Origin of the sequence: Teretinema zuelzerae (genome assembly GCF_021021555.1) — a bacterium.
Taxonomy (GTDB): Bacteria; Spirochaetota; Spirochaetia; order Treponematales; family Treponemataceae; genus Teretinema; species Teretinema zuelzerae.
This window is the reverse complement of the sequence record NZ_JAINWA010000003.1, coordinates 581,986-598,514: the sequence shown is the minus strand read 5'-3', so window position 1 is coordinate 598,514 and position 16,529 is coordinate 581,986. Positions and strand designations below refer to the sequence as shown.

Here is a 16,529-nt window from a genome sequence, read left to right as displayed (position 1 = left end):
GGCCGGGCTTTCCGCGAGTATCTTCCCGCTTCGCGGCAAGGATACTCGCTGCAATCCCTGGCGCGAAGATTCGCTCATCATCTATAAAAAATAGTTTCGCCCCCCCGAATGTCGTTCGACAAGCGTGAAAAAATCCCTATACTTTAATCAATGAATATAGACAGCTTCAACGGTTCTCCCGTTACAGCGTTTTTGTATGCCCTTGCCTTGCTGTGCGTCTTTTTGATCGCTGCGATGCTGGCATTATTCGTGCGGACAAAACGGCGAGCCGGCGAACGAGAGTCCGCGCTGAACCGCCAGCTGGAATTGTTCAATACGCTCCTCGACAACCTTTCCAGCGGCGTATTCATGGTAGAAGCCGAGAGCGGAAAACCGATCATCGCCAACCAGGCGGCTCAGCGCCTTCTGGGTCGGGGCATTTTGGCCGACGCCTCGAAGCACAATCTTTCCGACGTATACCGCGCACATAAGCCGGGAAACGCCGAGCCGTACCCGGTGGAAGAAATGCCCATCATCCGGGGAATGTACGGTGAGTCATCGCACATAGACGATATGATCGTGGAACGGCCGGACGGCACAGAAACATGGCTTGAGGTATTCGGCGCTCCCATCCGCGACGTCGACGGCCGGGTATGGGCGAGCCTCGTCAGTTTTCACGACATAACCGCGCGCAAGAGAGCCCAAGAAGATCTCGTCCGCGAGAAAGCGTTCATCGACGCAGTGTTCGACAGCGTTCCCGGCTTATTGTATCTCTACGATTACGAGGGGCGCATCGTCAGATGGAACCGGAAGCACGAGGCGATGACCGGCTATACGGCGGAAGAAATGGCCGGCAAAACGCTGCTCGACTGGTATAAGGACGATGAACAGAGCCAACAGGCAGTCCTTGCCGGCATCAAAACGACGATGGAAACCGGCTTCGGCGAGGCGGAAGCCGAACTTCAGAGAAAAGACGGATCGAAGATCCCGATGTACTTTACCGCCTCGCCGATGACCCTTTTCGGAAAACAGTATTTCGCCGGCATCGGCATCGACATCGCCGAGCGCAAACGATCGGAGAAAATGCTGCACCTTCGCATCCTCCTGATCGAGTATTCCCTGAACCACTCGCTTGAAGAAGTGCTGCAGAAGGCCCTCGACGAAGTAAGTGAACTGACGGCGAGCCCGATAGGTTTTTATCACTTCGTCGAAGAGGACCAGAAGACTCTTTCTCTGCAGGCCTGGTCAACCCGCACGCTCGCGGAATTCTGCCGGACCGAAGGCCATGGGATGCACTACGGCGTCGACCGCGCAGGCGTTTGGGTAGACTGCGTGCGCGAACGCAAACCGGTCGTGCATAACGATTACGCCTCGCTTCCGCACCGGAAGGGATTGCCGGAGGGCCATGCGCCGGTTGTCCGCGAGCTCGTCGTTCCGGTCATCAAGGATCAAAAGATCGTCGCAATTCTCGGAATCGGCAATAAACCGTCCGACTACACCGACGAAGACGTACGCACCGTTTCCTTCCTCGCGGACGTCACCTGGGAAATCGTCGGCAGGAAGATCGCCGAACAAGCCCTCAAAGAGAGCGAAGCCAAGCTGGCCGCGCTTTTTGCGTCGATGGCTGAAATGGTCGTCCTTCATGAGCTCGTGTTCGACGAATCCGGCAACCCGGTCGATTATCGCATCATCGGCTGCAACGACGCGTACACCCGCATTACCGGCATCAAGAAGGAACGGGCCGTCGGCAGGCTCGCGACAGAAGTGTACGGAGCCGGAGCGCCGCCGTACCTGGAAGAGTTCGCCCGCGTGGCCGTTACCGGCGAACCCTACCACTACGAGACGTACTTCCCTCCCATGGACAAGCATTTCGCCGTATCGGTGGTCTCGCCCGGCAAGAACCGGTTCGCGACCATCACGACCGATATTTCCGAATCCAAGCGGATACAGGCGATCATAGACTCGAAGAATAAAGAGCTCGAGCAGATCGTATACGTCGCGTCGCACGATCTCAGGTCTCCGCTGGTAAACGTCGACGGCTACAGCCGCGAACTTGAATATTCCCTCGCAGATATTGAAACCGCGCTGGAAACCGGCTCGGACGGGCTCGAAAAGGCCTTGAGCGCCGGACTTCCGGAGATGAAAAGTTCGATCAACCGGATCAGGGTCAGCGCGGCTCAGATGGATAAGCTTCTGAAAGGGCTGCTTCGTCTTTCACGGCAGGGAAGGGCTTCTCTGCAGTTCGAGAATATCGACATGAACCGCTGCATGGAGCGGCTGATCGAAACCTTCTCCTACACCATTGCGGATCTGGGCGTCGAATTGACCGTGGAAAATCTTCCTCCGTGCAGGGCGGACGCGGTGCAGGTCACTCAGGTTTTTTCGAACCTGATCGGCAACGCCATAAAATACCGGGATCCCGCCAGGCCGCTGAAAATTCGCATCAGCGGAACCATCGCCGGAGACCGGGCAACATACAGCGTCGAGGACAACGGCGTCGGAATCGCGCAGAATCATCTTGAGCACGTCTTCGAATTGTTCCACCGGCTCGATCCCGATGCATCTGAAGGCGAGGGCATCGGACTGACGATCGCGAGACAGGCCTTGAGCCGGATGTACGGAGAGATCCGCGCCGAATCGGAGCTCGGCACGGGAAGCGTTTTCATCGTTTCCCTGCCTCCGGCGCGCAAGAACGAAGGCGATTAATCAAAGGGTGAAATGAAAACAGCACACGGGGAGAATGCAATGAATCAGGAAGTAGTAATTCTGATCGCGGAAGACGACGACGGACATGCCGATCTTATCAAGAAGAATCTTGCCCGGGCCGGAATCGTAAATCCGGTGCTGCGCTTCAGCGACGGACAGGAGATTTCCGATTTTCTGTTCCGCCGCGGAGAAGGCGCGCATCGCGAACCGGGCAAAGCCTATATACTTCTTCTCGACATCCGCATGCCGAAGATGTCTGGAACAGAAGTGCTCGCGCAGATAAAAACGCATCCGGAACTGCGCAAATTGCCGGTAGTCATGATCACCACGACGGACGATCCCCGCGAGGTTGAAAACTGCCATGCCCTGGGATGCAGCAACTATATAACCAAGCCCGTAGAATACGATTCATTCGTGAACGCGGTTCGCCAGCTCGGCCTTTTTTTGATGGTCGTTCAGGTTCCCGTCTTGAACGGCGTACATGGCGACCGATAAAGAAGAGCAATCGATGCCATTGAGAGGGTATAATGGAGACTAGCGGCAAAGATTCGCGGATCGACTGGATTCTCATTGTCGACGACGACGAGGGCCTCTGCGAGCTTGCCTCGCGCGCCCTGATGCGGAAGGGATACTTGGTAGAAACCGCCGGCAGCGGACGCTCCGCCCTCGACGCGATAGAACGGCTGAATCCTGCCCTCATGCTTCTCGATTACCGTCTTCCGGACATGACCGGCGAAGACCTGGTCAGGCGTCTCAAGGACTCGGGCTCGGAGCTTCCGTTCGTCATGATGACCGGCCAGGGCGACGAACAGCTGGCGGTATCGATCATGAAGCTCGGCGCGGCCGACTATCTCATCAAGGATACGGAGCTCATCGACCGGCTTCCTCCCGTCGTCGGGCGCATCTTCAAATCGATAGACGTAAACCGCAAGCTTGCGAAGGCCGAAGACGAGCTTCGCCTCGCCGCCAATGTGTTCACCCATTCGAGCGAAGGCATCCTGATCACCGACTCGAACGCAGTCATCGTCGAGGTCAACCCGGCGTTTACCGAAATTACCGGGTACAGCCGCGAGGAAGCGCTCGGAAAAAATCCGCGGATGCTGCAATCGGGCCGCCACGGCGCTGAATTCTACGCGGCTCTGTGGCGTTCCCTTGCGGAAGAGGGACATTGGAGCGGGGAGGTGTGGAACCGAAGCAAGGACGGAAAGGTGTTCTGCGAACTGCTGACCATCAGCTCCGTGCGCTCTCCTTCCGGCGAAACCGGCAACTATATCGCGCAATTCTCCGACATCACCGCGCTCAAGGAATACCAGAGCCAGCTGGAAAGAATAGCCCATTTCGATTCCCTTACCGGGCTGCCGAACCGGCTTCTGCTGTCCGACCGGATGACGCAGGCCATGGCTCAGGCTCCGCGCCGGGCTCTGCACATCGCCATCGTCTATCTCGATCTCGACGGCTTCAAGGCGGTCAACGACGAGCACGGCCACGAAACCGGCGATCTTCTGCTGGCCGCCCTCGCGTCCCGGATGACCCAGGCCCTTCGCGAGGGAGACACCCTCGCCCGGCTCGGAGGAGACGAGTTCGTAGCGGTTCTCGTCGATCTGAACGGGATAGACGCGAGCCTTCCGATACTGACGCGCCTGCTCGAAGCCGCCGCGCAGCCGGTAACGGTCGGCGATATCACGCTGAGGGTATCAGCCAGCCTCGGCGTGTCGGTATTCCCGCAACGGGACGAAGTCGACGCCGACCAGCTGCTCAGGCAGGCGGACCAGGCGATGTACCAGGCGAAGCAGTCGGGCAAAAACAGGTTCCATATCTTCGACTCCGAACACGACCGGAACGTCCGGGGCCGGTATGAAAGCCTCAAGCGGATTCAGAACGCCCTGGCCGCACGCGAATTCGTTCTGTATTACCAGCCCAAAGTCAACATGCATACCGGTGCGCTGATCGGAGCCGAGGCTCTCATCCGCTGGCAGCATCCGGAACTCGGCCTTGTGCCTCCGTCGGATTTTCTTCCCATCATCGAAAACCATCCCTTATCGATAGAGCTCGGAGAATGGGTGATCGACACCGCTCTCGGCCAGATAGAAGCCTGGCGCGCGGAGGGTTTGCGCATCCCCGTCAGCGTAAACGTCGGCGCCCTCCAGCTGCAGCACCCCGATTTCGCGCCGCGGCTTCGTGATCTGATCTCCGCCCACCCCGGCGCCGTTCCGGGCGACCTTGAACTCGAGATACTCGAGACGAGCGCCCTCGACGATATCGGCATCGTCTCCGCGCTGATGGAAACCTGCCGCTCTCTCGGGGTCGGCTTCGCCCTCGACGACTTCGGCACCGGATACTCGTCTCTGCTCTATCTGAAACAGCTTCCGGCGGGGATGATAAAAATCGATCAGAGCTTCATCAGGGATATTCTGGACGATCCTGAAGACATCGCGATTCTCGACGGAGTCGTCGCGCTCGCGGCCGCGTTCCGCAGGAATCTGATAGCGGAAGGCGTGGAAACCGTGGCTCATGGGGAAATTCTGTTGTGCATGGGATGTGAGCTGGCGCAAGGCTACGCCATCTCCCGTCCGATGCCGGCCGCGGCTTTTACCGGCTGGATGGGAACCTGGCAGGCCCCTCCTGCATGGAAAAATCTGAAGGAGCTGCCCAAAAACCGCATTCCGTACCTGATAGCCGCCATCGAGCACCGCTCATGGGCTTCCGCCGTAGAAAGCCGCATCTCCGGAACGGCCGAAGATCAATCCCTATTCGACCATGAGACCTGCCGCCTCTGCGGACTGCTTCGCGAATCCGAAGACATCCCGTCCGAAGCCGCCGCTTGTTCGATCAAGGAACTGCATTCCCGCTCGCACCGCCTCGCCGGCGAATTGTTCGCGATGAAGGGCGAAGGCCGCGCCGCGGAGGCCGAGTCCCGCTGCGGAGAACTGCGGGAACTCGCCGAGCGCATACTCGGCCTGATGGTGCAATAGAAGAGGGAAGGGTACGGCTGGATACGCGTCACCAGCGGGCATGACGGTATCGTTCCCTGATAGTTCGGTTTTTGGATAGAAGCGGCGCGCCATAGAGGTTCGCGTGAGCGACAATCAGCCGGTCGAACGGGTCTCGCGTCCAGGATTCGTCCAGAGCCGCTTCTACTACGGCGCTGAAAGCGGCTTGATCTTCTTTGAGCTGGATTGTTCTCTCCAACCATGCCAGTATCGGCCGGCTGCGCTCGGTTAATCGTCCTGTCTCGAACAGATATTGTATCTCGAGCGCAACGGCAGGCGAAATGCGCAGATCATCGCTTTCCAACAGCTGTAGGGCAAGATCGGAGAAGCGGTTCTTGTCTTTTTGATACAACCAGACGACGATGTGGGTATCTATAAAAATCACGGCTCGGCAACTCCCGACCAGGTATCGGTCCAGTCCATTGAAACCAGATCCTCCGGGTCGCCTTTGACTATTTTACGCTCTTCCAAACGGTCCCAGATAGAACGCCGCTCTTCAGGGACAATGCGAAGAATATGGCCCTTTCGCTCAATTTCAATGCTCTGCCCGTTTTCGAGCACGCTGTCCAATATGGCGTAAAGGTTCTGCCGCAACCGTGTAGCGCTATACTGCATATAATCCTCCATCTCTATCAGTATAATACGTACGGTTTAAACCGGCAATGCGTACGTTTTATATCCGGAATTTAATCTGATAGTAGAAAAAATCTCTTGTTTTATTTAGATATTTAGATTATCTTCTAAATATAAAGACGCAATACAGGAGGCGCTGACAATGAACAAGCTGTTTAAAGCCCTCGACGATCCGACCCGCAGGCGTGTGCTCGAACTTCTGCGCGAAGGCGACCTCAACGCGGGCGAGATAGGCGCGCACTTCGGGATCACCGGCGCGAGCATGAGCCATCACCTCGGCATTCTGCTGGAGGCCGGACTCGTCCAGTGCGCGAAATCAGGCCAACAGCGCGTGTACAGCCTGAACACAACTGTTTTCCAGGATGTGCTGGAATGGATTTACTCGATTAAAGGAGACGTAAAATGAAAAAGATTGATCCGGTTTTTGCGGTTCTCGGAGCTCTCTCCATCGTTCAGCTCGCGGCCTCGATCGCTATTTGCCCGTCGCTTCCGGAAACCATACCCTTCCACTGGAACGCTTCGGGCCAGGTCGACAACTGGGCGAGCCGACCCTGGTCCATCCTGCTCGCGGCCTTTCCGCTCGTCATGATCGTTCTTGCGGCCGTCATTCCCCGGCTCGACCCGAAATCCGAAAACTACGAACGCCACTGGCCGTCCTACCGTCTCATCATGGCGATGGTTACGATCCTGATGGCCGGCCTCTACTGGATGACGATCGCGATCTCTCTCGATCTCTGGAATCCCGACGTCTCGCGCGTCGTTCCCGCGGCGATCGGCGTACTGTTCATCGTGATCGGCAACTACCTTCCCCGCGTGCGGCACAACTACACCCTCGGCATCAGGCTCCCCTGGACGCTCGCAAGCGAACGGGTGTGGACCAAAACCCACCGTTTCGGCGGCGCCCTCTTTATGATAGTCGGCCTCGTTCTTGTCGCCGGCGTATTCATATCACCCACGGCCCGCTTCGTCTCCCTGATCTTCGGCCTCGCCGTACTCATCGGCGCTACAAGCTTCTACTCGTGGATTCTCTGGAAGAAGGAACAGCGGGGAGAAAAAAAGAATACAGATTGAAGCAAAAGCGAAAACACGGACAGACCAGGCCGGTGCCTGAATCCTGTTTCCGGTGTATACTCAATCCGATGCCGAGCGATCTGCGGATTCGGGACAAGGAGCCTCATGAACGATACAAATCCCCTCTTTACCGAGAAACCTTTTACGTACAAGAAACTAAAGGACAAGACGGCCGAAATTCGCTTGCGCGGCAAGCCGGTAGCGGTTTTGTCCGGAAAGGACTACAACAAGTTTGAACGCGTACTTGCCATGGACAACGTGTTCGAGCTGCAGTTGTTTCTTTCCAAAACGACAGGGTTGCAGTAAGCCGGTCGCAATCCGTCTCGCCGCCTCATGCCGGCGAACTGGGAGTCGCCCCTGCAAGGACTCTCGTACGCGGGGGCTCCGCGCGTTGCATTCCGCCGATCGTGATGCGTCCTGCCTCGGCCTTGATTCTTGTCCGGATTGCAGGTTTTGGGCAAAAAATAAAAAAGTCCTTGCAAAGCAAGGACTTTTAAGTGGATGCGGCGAAGAAGACTTGAACTTCCATGGGTCGCCCCACTAGCACCTCAAGCTAGCGTGTCTACCAATTCCACCATCGCCGCATTCAGCGTCAGGAACTTGCGTTCCGTCAACGGTGATAACTTATCAAAGGGCAAAAAAAAAGTCAATACGGGTTTCCCGAAAATCGAAAAACCCGCATCTGCTTTTTCCTTTTTTCTGTTAGACGGTCGCCTTCCACAGGCCGTGGAGATTGCAGTATTCGTAGGCCGCAACCATTTTGTCGTCGGCGGTGAGGGCGAAGGATACGACGGGCTTGTCGCCGGGCTTGAAGGATTTGCGCTGGCCGCCTTTTTCGGTTTCGATGTAGACCCACTGGATGTAGTGTTCGGCGGTCATGGGGTGTTCGACTGAGCCGACAGCCACGGTGACGGTGGAGCCTGATACGGTGATGACCGGTACGTGTTTTTCCTTGGCGGCGTCTACGGTGTTCGCCTTGATTTCCGTCATGTTTTCTCCGCAGCATACTATCGGCACGCCTGATTCATGGATGACTCCCACCAGGTTTCCGCAGTGTTTGCAGATGTAGAATTTCGGTTCTGTGCTCATTTTCTTCTCCTTTTTAACGGTTGGGGTATTGGGCTTTCGCGCGTTATTTTAGCGCATATAGTTAGTCTACGGGTTTTTCCGCCGCAAGGCAAATAAAAGATGGCGATTCGCGAGCGATTTGTTGCATAGGGCGAACTTGCCGGCGTGTTGATCCGGAGATCAGGCATCGTACGGAATTTCGATCGTAAACACGCTTCCCTTGGCCGGTTCGGAGGCGGCGCGGATTTCCCATCCGTGGGAGTCCGCGACCGTCTTCACTACCGCGAGCCCCATGCCCATGCCTTCTTCCCTGCGCGAGGCGGTGCCGCGATAAAAGAGGTCGAAGATGCGGGGAAGGTCTTCCGCCGAAATGCCTATGCCGTCGTCTGAGACGCTGATTTTGACGAGGCCTTTCGAGACGAGTCCGTCTATGCGTATGGTGCCGCCTTCTTCCGTAAAGCGGAGGGCGTTGCCGGCAAGATTTTCAAGCGCCCTGACGAATAGCCGATCGTCCAGCGGAACGCGGATGTCGTCCGGAATGTTGATGTCCGCGAGCGCCGTGCGGTGGTAAAGCTCCGCGTCGGACGAAAACCGCGATGCGAAATCCCTGAGAAGGGGGCCGACGCTCTGGAGGCGGAGATTCTGCCTCCATTCCCCCGAGTCGAGCTTTACGAAGCCGATGAGGTCGTCGATCATGCCTTCAAGCTGCGCGACCTTCGTTCCGATGATTTCCAGGGCTTTTGCCCTGCTTGCCGGTTCTTCCGCGAGTCCGTCCGAGATGGCTTCGGCGTATCCCTTGATGAGGGCGAGCGGAGTCTTCAAATCGTGGCTGACTCCCATGATGAATCGGTTCCGCCGGACCTGGGCGTCCTTGAGGGCAAGCCGCATTCTGTTAAAGGAATCGGTAAGGGAGGTGATTTCATTGCTTCCCCGTGCTTCGAGCGCGAGGTCGAGCTCGCCGGAGGCGATGCGCCGGGTGTGTTCGTCCAGGAGGGTGACGGATCTGGTGATGGATCTCGCGATTACGCTGCTCATGGCGAGGGAGAAGGCGAGTATGGAAAAAAAGACAAGGGACATTCCCCTGAACAGAATCGTGATATGGTCGGGCGGGCGGCGTTCCTTCCGCATGACGCGGGATACGACGAGGAAGTTCGAAGCTTCTTCGTCGGTTCCTTTTTCTGTCGGGCGGTCGAGCTGATAAAAATATTGATGGCTCGTATCCCGCATCAGATTGAACAAATCCTCGTAGCCGAAGGTTCGGCCGGCATCGTAGTGCGCAAAGCCGGAATAGAGGATGGTCTGGTTCGCTCCGAGTACGAGATTCTCGATCGCTGCCGGCCTCCGTTCAAGAATCTTCGCAAGCTCCCTCCATTGCTCCGGATCGATGTCGGTTCCGGCTATTTCGCTTATTTCCTTATAGCCGGGAATAAGAATTCTTTCCGGTTCCCGCGCCCAGCTGAAGACGAGGGCTCCCACCATGATCGAGAAGGGAACCAGAATGATGCCGATGATAAGTGCCGCGAACTGCGTCCGTATTTTCATTGTTCTTCTCCGTCTCCTTCCGGCGCGAAGCGGTAGCCTTTGCCGTGCACCGTTTCGATGAAGCGCATCCCGCTTCCGTCCTCGATTTTTTTCCTCAGCCGCTGGATGTAGACCGCGACCGCGGTTAGATCCCCGTAGGCGTTGTCCCAGGCGGTCTGGTAGATCAGTTCGGGGGAGAGCGCTTTTCCGGGAGAGGATGCGAGGCAGAAGAGCACGTCGAATTCCTTGGCCGAGAGGGGAATCCGTTTTCCGTTTTTTTTGAGGATGCACGCGTCGGCATCGAGGACGAAGGGTCCGAATGAGATTTCGCGGGCATTCCGCGCTTCCGTCCCGGAATCCTGTGCGCGGCGGAGCATCGCTCGAACGCGGGCGACGAGGACGCGGGGGGAAAAGGGTTTCGAGACGAACTCGTCGGCTCCTCCGCTTAATCCTTCTATTATGTCTTCGTCCGCGTTTCTCGCAGAGACGATGAGGACGGGACCGGAGTTAGTCTTGCGGTATCGGCTCAGGAAATCGAAGCCGCTCATGCCGGGCAGATTCAGATCGAGGACGACGAGATCCGGCTTCCATCCGTCGAGGCGTTCAAGAGCTTCTTCCGCCGATTCGCAACGCAGGGTTTCCATGCCTTCTTTTTCAAGGTAAAGGCTGACGAGCTCCGCGAGTTCGGCGACGTCTTCTATTATAAGTATTCTTGTTTTCACTCCTTCAGTATACTGAACTTCTCTTTTCACGCAATCTTTCTGCCTGCCCGGAAACCCGTATATAACAAAAAGTTATTCAGCGTTCAGGCTCTGTTCATTCTGTTCTCCTGTCGTCCGGGGTATGTTTACCGCGTACTAACGACAGGAGGTTTCAGTTGAAAAAACTGATTTTTACGGCGGCAATCGCGTTTGCCGGAGCGGTTTTATTTTCCGCGGAACGTACGTTGACCCTTGAGGACGCGGTGGCGTCGGCGCTTGAAAACAACGCGTCGGTCAGGCGGAGCGCCCTTTCCCTGCAGGCGGCGGAGCGGAAAGAGGCGAACTCATGGAACGAATTTCTGCCTACGGCGTCCGTCGGAGCTTCATGGACGGAAAACGCGGCGAACTCTGCGGAGGTCGTCGGCGTGACCGCTTCTGCTTCGTTGACGCTTTCGCCTGCGCTTTTTGCGGATATTGAACAGACGAAGCTCGATCTTGAGGCCGGGCGCATTTCGCGCGAAAAGGCTTTTCGCGACGTCGAGCTCGCGGTGAGGAAAACCTTTTATTCGCTTCTGTATCAGCGAGAATATCTTGAACTCCTTTCAGGCTCTATCGAAACTGCCCGGGCGCGGTACGAGCAAACTCTGGAAAAGCGCAATGCAGGCCTGGTTCCCGAGGTGGACGCCCTTTCCGCCCGGGTCGAGCTCGAATCTCTCGTCCCCGACTATGAAGCCGCCAAGACTAGCTACGCGAATTCTCTCGATTCATTCAAACAGGCGATCGGCATCGACCCTGCAGATGAGATAGCGCTTGAAGGCGGCCTCGACGAAGCTCTCGGCATCGGGGACATCGATGCGGACGGCCTCGACGCGCAGTCCGCCTCTGTCGCCTTGCTCGAAAACAGCGTGAAGGCGGCCGAATCTGCTCTTAAGGGCGCGGTTATGACGAATCGGCTACCGTCTGTTTCGCTTTCGGCGCTTATGAATCCGAGCAGGGTTTTGTCGTCGGGCGCCGAATGGACCGAGTCTGCTTCTTTGACGGCATCGGTTTCCCTTTCCCTGGATTCGTTCCTGCCGTTTTCGTCCAGGGCGGAGCAGATCAGGACTGCGGCCGATGCCCAGGCGGATCTTGAAATTCAGCTCGAGGATGAGCGGCTCTCGGCCGAACTAGAGCTCTCGTCTCTCTTGCGCAGCATCGCCCAATCGAAAAGCAGTCTTTCGGCCCGCGCATCCGCCGTGGAACTAGCAAAGCGGAATTATCAATTGACGGAGGAAGCGTACCTCAAAGGCGCGAAGGATCTTTTAAGCCTGCAGTCGTCAGCTGATTCCTTGAAGGAGGCTGAGGCCTCGTTGAAGCAACAGTCTTATGCGCTCCTGGCGGCTGTTCTTGAACTTGAATACGCATCGGGAGTTCCCTTCGGAACCCTGGGGAGGAAATAAATGAAACTGAAAAACATCGTATTGATCGCGGCATTCGCCGCGGCGGCGGCCCTCGTTATCGTGATGCCGAAAAACGGCGGCGCTTCCGCCGGCGGACCTGCGGGAAGCGGATCCGCAGCGGGAACGCGGCCCGGAGCCGGACCGTCAGGAGCGAGGGCGGCCGCCGGAGCGTCGTCGTTCCGGATCACCGCCGTTGCCGCGGAAATAGCGGATGTGCGTTCGTATATTGAAACAAACGGCGACGTGGAAGCGGACAACACCGTAGAGGTGTATCCAGACATCGCCGGAAGGCTTGTATCTCTGCGGGCCGGTTTGGGATCGTTCGTTCGCAAGGGAGACGCGATCGCTGAAATTGATCCGTCGAAGCCCGGCGCGAGCTATGCGATCAGCCAGGTTCTCGCGCCGATTTCCGGCACCGTGACATCCCTTCCGCTTACCGCAGGCTCGACGGTTTCGGCTTCGAGCGTAGTCGCCGTGATCGGGGACATCAGCCGGCTTGAGGTGAGCGCCAGGATTCCCGAGCGCGACGTCGGCATGCTTAAAAACGGGCTGAAAGCCGAAGTTTCAGTGGAAGCCTATCCCGGAGAAATCTTCGCCGCGACTGTGGCCTCTGTTTCGCCGTTGGTTGATTCTGTTTCCCGCACGAAGGAAATCCGTCTTGCGTTCGATTCGGTAGACGCCCGCATCAACGCGGGAATGTTCGCCCGGGTCAAACTCTATACCACGGTGAACGAAAACGCGGTGGTCGTCCCCGAAAGCGCCCTCCTTGCCGGGGAAGGCGAAAACTATCTTTATGTGGTCAACGCCGATTCCACCGTATCGCGGCGGGATGTGTCCGTCGGCGCAACGGTGGACGGAAGAGCCGTCGTCGCTTCCGGGCTCGAAGCCGGAGAGCGCGTCGCGGTTGAAGGAATCGTTTCTCTTTCCGACGGTGCTTCCGTAAAAGTCATCGGGGACCCGGCTTCTTCCCTGGGAGGCGAATCATGAGTTTTTCCGGAAAAGTATCTGAACACCCGGTTCTCTCTCTCATCGTATTCGCCCTTCTCGGAATCATGAGCATTTTTACCTTATCGGGAATTCCCATCGGGTTGATGCCCGAGATGACGATGCCGGTGCTCATGGTTTCCACGAGCTACGATTCGGCGGGCCCCGAGTCCGTAGAGAAATCCGTCACCTCGCCGCTGGAAACCAGCCTTTCCGGGGTGAGCGGTCTTAACGCGATCACCTCGACCTCGAGCGAGGAATCCTCCATGATCAGGCTCGAGTTCGACTACGGGACGGATCTCGAGTCCGCGTCGAACGACGTGCGCGACAAGCTCGACCGGGTGAAGGGCGCGCTCCCCGACGAAGCGGGAACGCCGACCATCATGAAGTTCGACTCTTCCATGATGCCGATTATGAAGATCGCCGTCCGGGGCGACAGGAGTCCGGAGGACCTCAAGGAGATTGCCGAGAATTATCTTGAGGACCGGCTGTTGCAGGCTTCCGGCGTCGGGAACGTGAGCGTGTCAGGCGGACGCGATAAAATCGTCCGCGTCGAGATTTCTCAGAATCGGCTGGACGCGTACGAGCTTACCATGACCTCGGTGGCCTCCGCCCTCGCGACGCAGAACCTGGAGCTCGGCGGCGGAAAGATCGGCGAGGGCTCCAAGAATTACATCATCAGGACTGTCGGGGAATTTTCCGGCATAGACGAGATCAACGATACGATTGTGGCGGAGAGGAACGGCTACGTGGTCCGCCTGAGGGACGTGGGCCGCGCGTTCGAAGGATACGGGGACGTAAGCTCCTACGCCTATGTGAACGGAGAAAGCGGAGTCTACGTGTCGATTACGAAGCAAAGCTCGGCGAACACGGTGGACGTAGCGGACGCGGTCTACGCGAAGCTCGAGGAGATTCGCGGAATACTTCCGGCGGGCATCTCCCTCGACGTCATTTCCGACGACTCGGAACAGGTTCGCAACACGGTGAACTCTCTGATAGAATCGGCTTTGCAGGGAGCGATTCTCGCGATGCTCGTTCTGATGCTGTTTCTGCGGAACCTCAAGAGCACGCTCATAATGGGAATTTCGATTCCCTTCTCGATACTCATCACATTGCTCGCGATGAAGTTCGCCGGAATCACCATGAACATGATGACCATGACGGGATTGATTCTCGGCGTCGGCATGGTGGTGGACTCGTCCGTCGTCGTTTTGGAGAACATCCATCAGTACCGTGAGCGCGGAACGAAGGCCTCCGTGGCGGCGGTTCTGGGAACGCAGGAAGTGCTGTCGTCAGTCGTCGCCGGAAACCTCACGACGGTTTGCGTGTTCATTCCCATCATCCTTTTTCAAAGCGAACTGGGGATGATCGGCCAGATGATTCCCGATCTTATTTTCACCATCATCTTCGCCCTCGTTTCGAGCCTCTTCGTCGCGATGTTCCTGGTTCCCGTCCTGGCCGGAAAATTTCTTCCGCCGGCGACCCGGGAAGAAAAACCGCTGACGAATCCAGTGCTCAAGGCTGCAGACGAGTCAATCGAAAAAATTCTGTCGAAGCTCGGATTGTGGTACGGCCGCGCGGTGTCGCATCTGTTGAGCCGCCGCAAAGCTACGGCGATAGTCGTCGCGGGATTGTTGACGGTTTCGCTTGCGTTCACGACGAAGCTGAATCTCGTGCTCATGCCGAATATGCGCGACGAAGGAATCACGTTGAACGTCAGCCTTCCAATCGGCACCAAGCTCGAGGAAACCGACGCGGTGCTTCGCGCTTTTGAAACAATAGTCCGCGAGGAAACAAAAGGATGGGAGTCCATCGTGACGAGCGTCGGCTCGGGCGGAGGGTTTTCTTCCGGAAACGCTTCTTATAAGGGAAGCCTGTCCGTGCAGCTTCCCGACGCCGACGAACAGATCGATTCGGCCGACGATATTACGGCAAAGCTCCGCTCTCATTTCGACGAATATCCGTCCGTTACTTTCAGTTTCTCCGCCGGAATGATGCGGCAGATGACCGGCTCGGACATCGACATCGCGCTGAGAACCGACGATCTTGACATCGGCCTGGCGGCAGCCCGCTCCATAGCCTCCCTCATGAAGGAAAAAATCCCCGAGGTTTCCGAGGCGAGCATCGACTTGACGGAAGGCCTTCCCCAGGTGGAAGTGGTTATCGACCGGGATCGGGCGTATTCGTTCGGCGTGAACGTCGCATCGGTCGCGAACGAAATCAACGCGAGCGTGCAGGGAATTACGGCGACGGTATATCGATCGGAGGGCAAGGAATATTCGGTCACGCTCGTCCTGGAAGACGAAGACCGCTCGAGCATTCCCGACCTCGACCGCATCTTCGTACAGGGGACTTCCGGAAGAATCGCGGTAGCGAATTTCGCCCGTTTGGAAAAGGGAGTCGGTCCGGTGAGCATCAACCGGGAAAATCAGCAGCGGGTGATTCATATCACCGCGGATATTCTGTCCGACAGCCGGGCGGATCAGGTAGAAGAAGCGATTAAACAAGCCATCGACGAAACCCTTATTTTGCCCGAAAGCGTTTCTCTTTCCTGGGAGGGCTCGTGGAAGAGCGTGAGGGAGACCGGGTCGGTATTCCTCGTCATCATCGTCATGGCGATTTTGCTGGTGTACGGCGTCATGGCCGGAACCTACGAATCGTTCCGGGATCCCTTCATCAATCTGTTCACCATTCCTTTGGGGATTATCGGAGTAGTCGCGATATACATTCTGACCGGGCAGAACCTGTCGATGTTCACCGCATTCGGCTTCGTCATGCTCGTGGGAATCGCGGTAAACAACGGAATCATTCTCGTCGACCAGACGAATCTGCTCGCCTCCCGCGGAGTTCCCATGCGGCAGGCCATCGTCGACGCGGCGGTTTCGCGCCTCAGGCCGATTCTGATGACGACATTGACGACCCTGCTCGGGATGTTTCCGCTTGCGTTTTTTCCATCGGCGAACGGCCAGATGATGCAGCCCATCGGGCTGGCGGTGTTCGGCGGCCTCGCGTCGGCGACACTCATCACTCTGTTCTTCATCCCGGTGCTCTATTCGATAGTAAACAATCGCGCCTTTAAAGCGGGCGCACAGGAGGCTTCCCATGCACAGGCTTGAAATCATTGCGAACGCGTCGGTCAGGGAGGAGCTGGAAGAGGCTCTTGAACTCGCGGTTCCCGGCTTTGCGTATACGGTCATTCCGCAGGCGCAGGGAAGGGGAGAGCGCGACAGAAAACTGGGAACCTCCACCTGGCCCGAGCTTAATTTCATTTTGATCGCCTATCTTTCAGACGACGATTTTCCCGCTGCCCGGAAGGCGGTAACATCGGTCCGGGAGCGGTTTCCCCGCGAGGGGATCGCCCAGTTCGACGTTCCCGCAATGGAGTGATTTTTTTAAGCCCGGGGTATTGACCAAAAAAATGCGATTGGATATAGTGT

General features: G+C 57.1%; 15 protein-coding genes and 1 tRNA gene. 10 read left to right on the top strand and 6 right to left on the bottom strand.

Annotation, left to right across the window (positions count from 1 at the left end):
• Positions 1-150: 150 nt before the first annotated feature.
• The 3 genes from K7J14_RS09960 to K7J14_RS09950 are packed head-to-tail and all read left to right on the top strand — an operon-like array spanning position 151 to position 5,657.
• Complete coding sequence (locus K7J14_RS09960; RefSeq protein ID WP_230755768.1) at positions 151-2,685, top strand: PAS domain S-box protein; 2,535 nt, start codon at positions 151-153, stop codon at positions 2,683-2,685.
• A 39-nt stretch (positions 2,686-2,724) separates the two neighbouring features.
• A complete protein-coding gene (locus tag K7J14_RS09955; RefSeq protein ID WP_230755767.1) occupies positions 2,725-3,180 on the top strand; it encodes a response regulator in 456 nt (151 codons plus the stop codon).
• 32 nt (positions 3,181-3,212) lie between these two features.
• On the top strand, positions 3,213-5,657 hold the full coding sequence (locus K7J14_RS09950; protein WP_230755765.1) for a putative bifunctional diguanylate cyclase/phosphodiesterase: 2,445 nt from the start codon (positions 3,213-3,215) through the stop codon (positions 5,655-5,657).
• A gap of 28 nt (positions 5,658-5,685) precedes the next feature.
• Here the strand turns inward: K7J14_RS09950 and K7J14_RS09945 are convergent, their stop codons facing one another.
• Both K7J14_RS09945 and K7J14_RS09940 read right to left on the bottom strand, forming a co-directional pair.
• The gene (locus K7J14_RS09945) at positions 5,686-6,060 is read right to left on the bottom strand and encodes a type II toxin-antitoxin system VapC family toxin (RefSeq protein ID WP_230755763.1); all 375 of its coding nucleotides are present in this window, start codon (positions 6,058-6,060) and stop codon (positions 5,686-5,688) included.
• Positions 6,057-6,290, bottom strand: coding sequence for a type II toxin-antitoxin system Phd/YefM family antitoxin (locus K7J14_RS09940; protein WP_230755761.1), 234 nt, complete (start codon positions 6,288-6,290; stop codon positions 6,057-6,059). Before K7J14_RS09940 ends, K7J14_RS09945 begins: the two co-directional genes overlap by 4 nt.
• Before the next feature lie 160 nt (positions 6,291-6,450).
• Between K7J14_RS09940 and K7J14_RS09935 the strand changes: the two genes are divergently transcribed.
• From K7J14_RS09935 to K7J14_RS09925, 3 genes are all read left to right on the top strand, one after another.
• Positions 6,451-6,714, top strand: a complete 264-nt coding sequence (locus K7J14_RS09935; RefSeq protein WP_230755759.1) for an autorepressor SdpR family transcription factor — start codon at positions 6,451-6,453, stop codon at positions 6,712-6,714.
• On the top strand, positions 6,711-7,379 hold the full coding sequence (locus K7J14_RS09930) for an SdpI family protein (protein ID WP_230755757.1): 669 nt from the start codon (positions 6,711-6,713) through the stop codon (positions 7,377-7,379). The genes K7J14_RS09935 and K7J14_RS09930 overlap by 4 nt, the downstream gene beginning before the upstream one ends.
• A 105-nt stretch (positions 7,380-7,484) precedes the next feature.
• On the top strand, positions 7,485-7,685 hold the full coding sequence (locus tag K7J14_RS09925; protein WP_230755755.1) for a hypothetical protein: 201 nt from the start codon (positions 7,485-7,487) through the stop codon (positions 7,683-7,685).
• 196 nt (positions 7,686-7,881) lie between these two features.
• On the opposite strand, the gene K7J14_RS09920 is transcribed toward K7J14_RS09925, so the two are convergent.
• The 4 genes from K7J14_RS09920 to K7J14_RS09905 form a co-directional block, all read right to left on the bottom strand.
• Positions 7,882-7,963: transfer RNA gene (locus tag K7J14_RS09920), tRNA-Leu, on the bottom strand.
• Between the two features lie 118 nt (positions 7,964-8,081).
• Positions 8,082-8,468, bottom strand: coding sequence for a desulfoferrodoxin family protein (locus K7J14_RS09915; RefSeq protein WP_230755753.1), 387 nt, complete (start codon positions 8,466-8,468; stop codon positions 8,082-8,084).
• Positions 8,469-8,627: 159 nt separating this feature from the next.
• Positions 8,628-9,989, bottom strand: coding sequence for a HAMP domain-containing sensor histidine kinase (locus K7J14_RS09910; protein ID WP_230755751.1), 1,362 nt, complete (start codon positions 9,987-9,989; stop codon positions 8,628-8,630).
• Positions 9,986-10,690: a response regulator transcription factor gene (locus K7J14_RS09905; protein ID WP_230755749.1), complete on the bottom strand. Its 705-nt coding sequence runs from the start codon at positions 10,688-10,690 to the stop codon at positions 9,986-9,988. The genes K7J14_RS09910 and K7J14_RS09905 overlap by 4 nt, the downstream gene beginning before the upstream one ends.
• Positions 10,691-10,845: 155 nt before the next feature.
• Between K7J14_RS09905 and K7J14_RS09900 the strand changes: the two genes are divergently transcribed.
• Genes K7J14_RS09900 through K7J14_RS09885 form a run of 4 tightly spaced genes read left to right on the top strand, consistent with a single transcriptional unit; the run spans position 10,846 to position 16,479 of the window.
• Positions 10,846-12,108 (top strand): TolC family protein, encoded by a 1,263-nt coding sequence (locus K7J14_RS09900; RefSeq protein ID WP_230755747.1) that lies wholly within the window; start codon positions 10,846-10,848, stop codon positions 12,106-12,108.
• Positions 12,109-13,095 carry an efflux RND transporter periplasmic adaptor subunit gene (locus K7J14_RS09895; RefSeq protein WP_230755745.1) on the top strand — a complete coding sequence of 329 codons (987 nt, stop codon included), beginning with the start codon at positions 12,109-12,111 and terminating at the stop codon, positions 13,093-13,095.
• Positions 13,092-16,208, top strand: coding sequence for an efflux RND transporter permease subunit (locus tag K7J14_RS09890; RefSeq protein ID WP_230755743.1), 3,117 nt, complete (start codon positions 13,092-13,094; stop codon positions 16,206-16,208). Before K7J14_RS09895 ends, K7J14_RS09890 begins: the two co-directional genes overlap by 4 nt.
• Positions 16,195-16,479 carry a PG0541 family transporter-associated protein gene (locus K7J14_RS09885; protein WP_230755741.1) on the top strand — a complete coding sequence of 95 codons (285 nt, stop codon included), beginning with the start codon at positions 16,195-16,197 and terminating at the stop codon, positions 16,477-16,479. The genes K7J14_RS09890 and K7J14_RS09885 overlap by 14 nt, the downstream gene beginning before the upstream one ends.
• Positions 16,480-16,529: the final 50 nt, after the last annotated feature.